Genomic DNA, 4,072 nt, shown 5'->3' with positions numbered 1-4,072 from the left:
CCTTAGTTGAAAATAAAGGGGATCTCACCCAGACACTGGCGGCCTTAGCGAAGCGCGAAGCCGTCAAATCCCTCGTGACCCAAATCGCCGTGGGTGGCGCATTAGGGGGTTTAGACCACACGATGGGCTGGGGAAAATTAGTGGCGGGAAAAGGCGTTGTCGATCCGCTAAAAGCGCAGCTTCCCTTATTGAGTAACCAGAATTGGAGTCAGGTGGCCCAGCGTGTGGCGGCACAATCCGTCGTCAGTTCAACAATAGGGACGGCGATTAACGGCGGCAGTTTTACAGATAACCTGCAAACCGCGCTGTTGAGCAATATCGGTAATCAGATTAATGCGGAAGGTGCCAAACTGATTGGGGATAACGGGGAGATTTTGGGTATCCCGGGTAAAGCGATTAGCCATGCCGCGGTGTCTGCGCTGGCGGCGGAAATTGGTGGCGGGGATGCCAAAGGGGCTGCCGTGGGTGCCTTAGCCGCAGAATTGGCCGCCATCACCTTGGATAAAACCTTTAGCGATCCGATGGCAATTCAGGCCGGGGGTAAAATCATTGGCGGCGCTGCGGGAGCCATTGCAACCAACAGCGCAGAAGGTGCCAACAGTGGTGCCAATGCCGGTGAAATGGTGATTGTCTACAATTCGCTGGCACATCTTCTGTCTGCCGCAGAAAAAGAAAAGTCAGGCACAATCAAAGCCTACGAGGAGAAAAAACAAGCCTTTTGTCAGCAGTCACCGGCGGCGTGTCAACAAGCCGGAGACGTTATCAGTTTAGGGACTGACTTCGTGCCGATTGTCGGAGATATCAAAGGTTTTGTTGAAGCTGAGAGTGCATTAGATTATCTGGCCGCCGCCGTGGCGATTATTCCGGGTGCGGGTGATGCCGCCGGGAAAACTATCAAGGCGGTAGAGAAAGCCTTACAGAAAGGTGATATTGGGGAAGCTTCTAAGCTTATTCAAGAAGCAAGCCAACAGATATCTGCGAGAACCCCAACAGGTTCTAAAGGTAATCCATTGAATGTTCCAGACGGAATCAACAAACCAACCACAATTGGAAATCGAGACTACTCCAGCCATTCACTTGATCGTATGCAAAGGCAAGGAATTACTCCTACCGTAGTAGAAAATGCGATCAAATCAGAAAATGCAGTGAAAGGAAAAATTCCAGGAACAATGGCTTACCACGATAAAACGAATAATCTCACAGTAATCGTTGATGAAAAATCTGGCCGTGTAGTTACAGTAGACTTCGGGATTATAAGACAATGAATAAATTAAATAATATTACTCTTACTGAGTACGACTTTAGACAACTTAATTTGATGAAAGAAACTCTAGGAGCATATGTTGAAAATAAAATTCCTTTAAATGTACTAATTGATCGCTTGAGAGATTTATTGGATTGTTTACAAGATGTGAATAATGAGTGGAAGGAGCAGTTTTATGAGCATTGGCTGAGTTTGGAGCAAGTTTATGCTGTAGCTTTAGATAGAAATGAACCACAAAGTCAATATGAAAGTTATATTAATGATTCAGTTAAGGGAATGGATAGCCTGTTAGGATTGTGATTAAAAGATACCGATCTTTTTAAACTACACCCTAATTTCTGGATGGTTTTATCCGATAGCTAGTATGACCTGGGGCCGGTATTGTGTACTGGACTCAGGCCATTCAATTTTAAAGGTTTTGTAGAAGCCAAAAGCGCATTAGATTATTTTTCCGCTATTCCCGGTGCGGGTTATGCCGTCGGGAAAACTATCAAAGCGGTAGAGAAAGCCTTACAGAAAGGTGATATTGGGGAAGCTTCCAAACTGCTCAATAAGGCCAGTGATGAAATAAAAGTTAAGTGGGTTGATGAAAATGCAAGCATGAGTCAACGAGCAAAAGGTTATAATGATTCTGCATCAGGTGCTCGTTCAAATATTGAAACTAAAAAGGGACAGGCTCCCAGTATTGATAGAATAGACACTGATGGAAAAAACAAGCCTGTTAGGTTTGATGGTGTAGATGATAATGTCATGATAGACAGGAAAATATCTGTTGTGACAACCCGAAAAGCAAAAGATCAGGCATTACGACAATCAGATGCGTTAAAGCGCAATGGTATGACAGGACGTTGGGAAGTACCTGATCAAACTCAGGCGAATAGAGCACAAAAAATGTTCGATGAACTTGGAATCAAAAACATAGAGGTGAAAGTTGTTAAAGAATAGCAATATTAGGCTTGTAAAGGTCATTATTGATCTTGCCATATTTTTGGAGTTTACAAGTGAAGAACTGCTTAATCCGGATTCAGCAATAGAAACAATGGAACAAATGGCAGCGGAACTTCAATTACTTAATGATGATGAGAAACAAGAGGTAATTAAACTCTTCCAAGATTTATCAGATAATTATACTGGTGAAGCATATGACTATGTAAAAGGATTACCAGAATTTCTTGGCTTAATTTAATAGAAAGAACCCTGACATGTTGAATTGCACCCCAAAAGTTAGACACTAATTGATTAAGGTGCAATTCATCCAATTAAAGAGGGCAAGGAAGTTCCCTATGGCACTAAAGGCAGTGTTCGTCCAGACTGGTGTCAGGGCAATGTTTGTAGTGTTGAAGTGAAGAACTATAATATTGCAACGAACAAAAATGGCTTGATTAATAATGTTGCCAAACAGGCTATTGAGCGGCAGAAGAATTTACCTGCGGGGATGAGACAGGAGGTTGTTATTGATATTCGGGGGCAAATGGTGACAGTTAAACAACAAGCTGAAATCAGTCGGGGTATCGTTGAAAAATCAAACGGTGCAATACACCCTTCATTAATCAGGTTTAAAGCAGAATGAGACATATAGGATTTAGTGGGGGTGCTCTTATAGTAGAGCTAGGCACAGTCAATGATGTATCATTGTTTTTTGAATGTTTGAAACTCTTTGTTGAATGGAAATATCCAAAACAAAACTGGCATCTTTTGACAGATAGACTCTATAAACGCTATTTACGTCTAGAAGACGTAGAAGTTGCTAAAGAGCAGATGATGCAAGTAAGACAGTTATTTATGGAACTGCCAAGTTCAGCTATTGAATGGGATCAGACTATTCTAGCCGATCCTGAAAAGAGTAAGTTGAATTCTAAATTACTAATGCTTTCGGATGTATTTTCACGTTTTTTTAGTGCATTTTTAGAATGCCTTGAGTCTGCCGAAGTTATGTATGAAGAATTTAAATTTTATCCTGGCTACCAATATGAGCCGTTAAAGGTGGTTATTACAGATATACCTTTATATTTAGACGATAAGCATCGGTCTTTAGAACAATACGATGCTTTAGGCCCAGACGATCCGCCATTCTGGTTACGTTAAAAAAAACTCCTAGTTTTATGGTGCGCCACCCAAAAGTTGGACAGCTTACGCTAAGCGGCTAATAATGCCTGAGTTCGGAATTCTACCGGACTCAGGCCATTTAACCTTGGGTGCTTTGGCCGCTGAATTAGCTGCGATCATACTGGATAAAACCTTTAGCGACCCGATGGCAATTCAGGCCGGGGGGAAAATCATTGGCGGCGCTGCGGGAGCCATTGCAACCAACAGCGCAGAAGGTGCCAACAGTGGTGCTAATGCCGGTGAAATGGTGATTGTCTACAATTCGCTAGCCCATCTTCTGTCTGCCGCAGAAAAAGAAAAGTCAGGCACAATTAAAGCCTACGAGGAGAAAAAGCAAGCCTTTTGTCAGCAGTCACCGGCGGCGTGTCAACAAGCTGGAGACGTTATCAGTTTAGGGACTGACTTCGTGCCGATTGTCGGAGATATCAAAGGTTTTGTTGAAGCTGAGAGTGCATTAGATTATCTGGCCGCCGCTGTAGCGATTATTCCGGGTGCGGGTGATGCCGCCGGGAAAACTATCAAGGCGGTAGAGAAAGCCTTACAGAAAGGTGACGTTGGAGAAGCATTAATAAGGCTAGGCTGTGTCCCTTAATATCAATTAATAGTATTATTATCTGATTGATTTCGATGCAGGAACAAAATAGTGGCACGTTACGACATTTCTGATGATGCTTGGATATTGATAGAATCTTGTTTGCCCCC

6 protein-coding genes and 1 pseudogene are annotated in these 4,072 nt (G+C 43.0%); all 7 read left to right on the top strand.

All coding sequences use genetic code 11. The features are described from left to right. A partial coding sequence (locus tag EAE89_RS23855) for a DUF637 domain-containing protein (RefSeq protein ID WP_244866706.1) occupies window positions 1-1,265 on the top strand: 1,265 nt, incomplete at its 5' end. Next, on the top strand, window positions 1,262-1,564 hold the full coding sequence (locus EAE89_RS22375; protein ID WP_054481730.1) for a hypothetical protein: 303 nt from the start codon (window positions 1,262-1,264) through the stop codon (window positions 1,562-1,564). The genes EAE89_RS23855 and EAE89_RS22375, both read left to right, overlap by 4 nt. A gap of 81 nt (window positions 1,565-1,645) precedes the next feature. After that, window positions 1,646-2,209 (top strand): hypothetical protein, encoded by a 564-nt coding sequence (locus EAE89_RS22370; protein ID WP_149616887.1) that lies wholly within the window; start codon window positions 1,646-1,648, stop codon window positions 2,207-2,209. Continuing rightward, window positions 2,196-2,450, top strand: a complete 255-nt coding sequence (locus EAE89_RS22365; protein WP_054477687.1) for a hypothetical protein — start codon at window positions 2,196-2,198, stop codon at window positions 2,448-2,450. Before EAE89_RS22370 ends, EAE89_RS22365 begins: the two co-directional genes overlap by 14 nt. A gap of 156 nt (window positions 2,451-2,606) precedes the next feature. Further along, window positions 2,607-2,834, top strand: a complete 228-nt coding sequence (locus EAE89_RS22360; RefSeq protein WP_244866705.1) for a hypothetical protein — start codon at window positions 2,607-2,609, stop codon at window positions 2,832-2,834. Continuing rightward, window positions 2,831-3,349, top strand: a complete 519-nt coding sequence (locus EAE89_RS22355) for a hypothetical protein (RefSeq protein ID WP_149616886.1) — start codon at window positions 2,831-2,833, stop codon at window positions 3,347-3,349. The genes EAE89_RS22360 and EAE89_RS22355 overlap by 4 nt, the downstream gene beginning before the upstream one ends. Before the next feature lie 106 nt (window positions 3,350-3,455). Beyond that, a pseudogene (locus EAE89_RS22350) lies at window positions 3,456-3,935 on the top strand (VENN motif pre-toxin domain-containing protein); the annotation flags it as partial. Window positions 3,936-4,072 lie beyond the last annotated feature (137 nt).

This window comes from Photorhabdus heterorhabditis, from assembly GCF_018448905.1.
In the GTDB taxonomy this organism is placed as follows: Bacteria; Pseudomonadota; Gammaproteobacteria; order Enterobacterales; family Enterobacteriaceae; genus Photorhabdus; species Photorhabdus heterorhabditis.
Note: the sequence above shows the minus strand (reverse complement) of the source record. Positions and strands in the feature narration are given on the sequence as shown.

Bases quoted from the DNA above. Each gene is read 5' to 3' on its own strand.
- EAE89_RS22375 (WP_054481730.1), top strand. From the start codon at position 1,262: ATGAATAAATTAAATAATATTACTCTTACTGAGTACGACTTTAGACAA.
- EAE89_RS22355 (WP_149616886.1), top strand. From the start codon at position 2,831: ATGAGACATATAGGATTTAGTGGGGGTGCTCTTATAGTAGAGCTAGGC.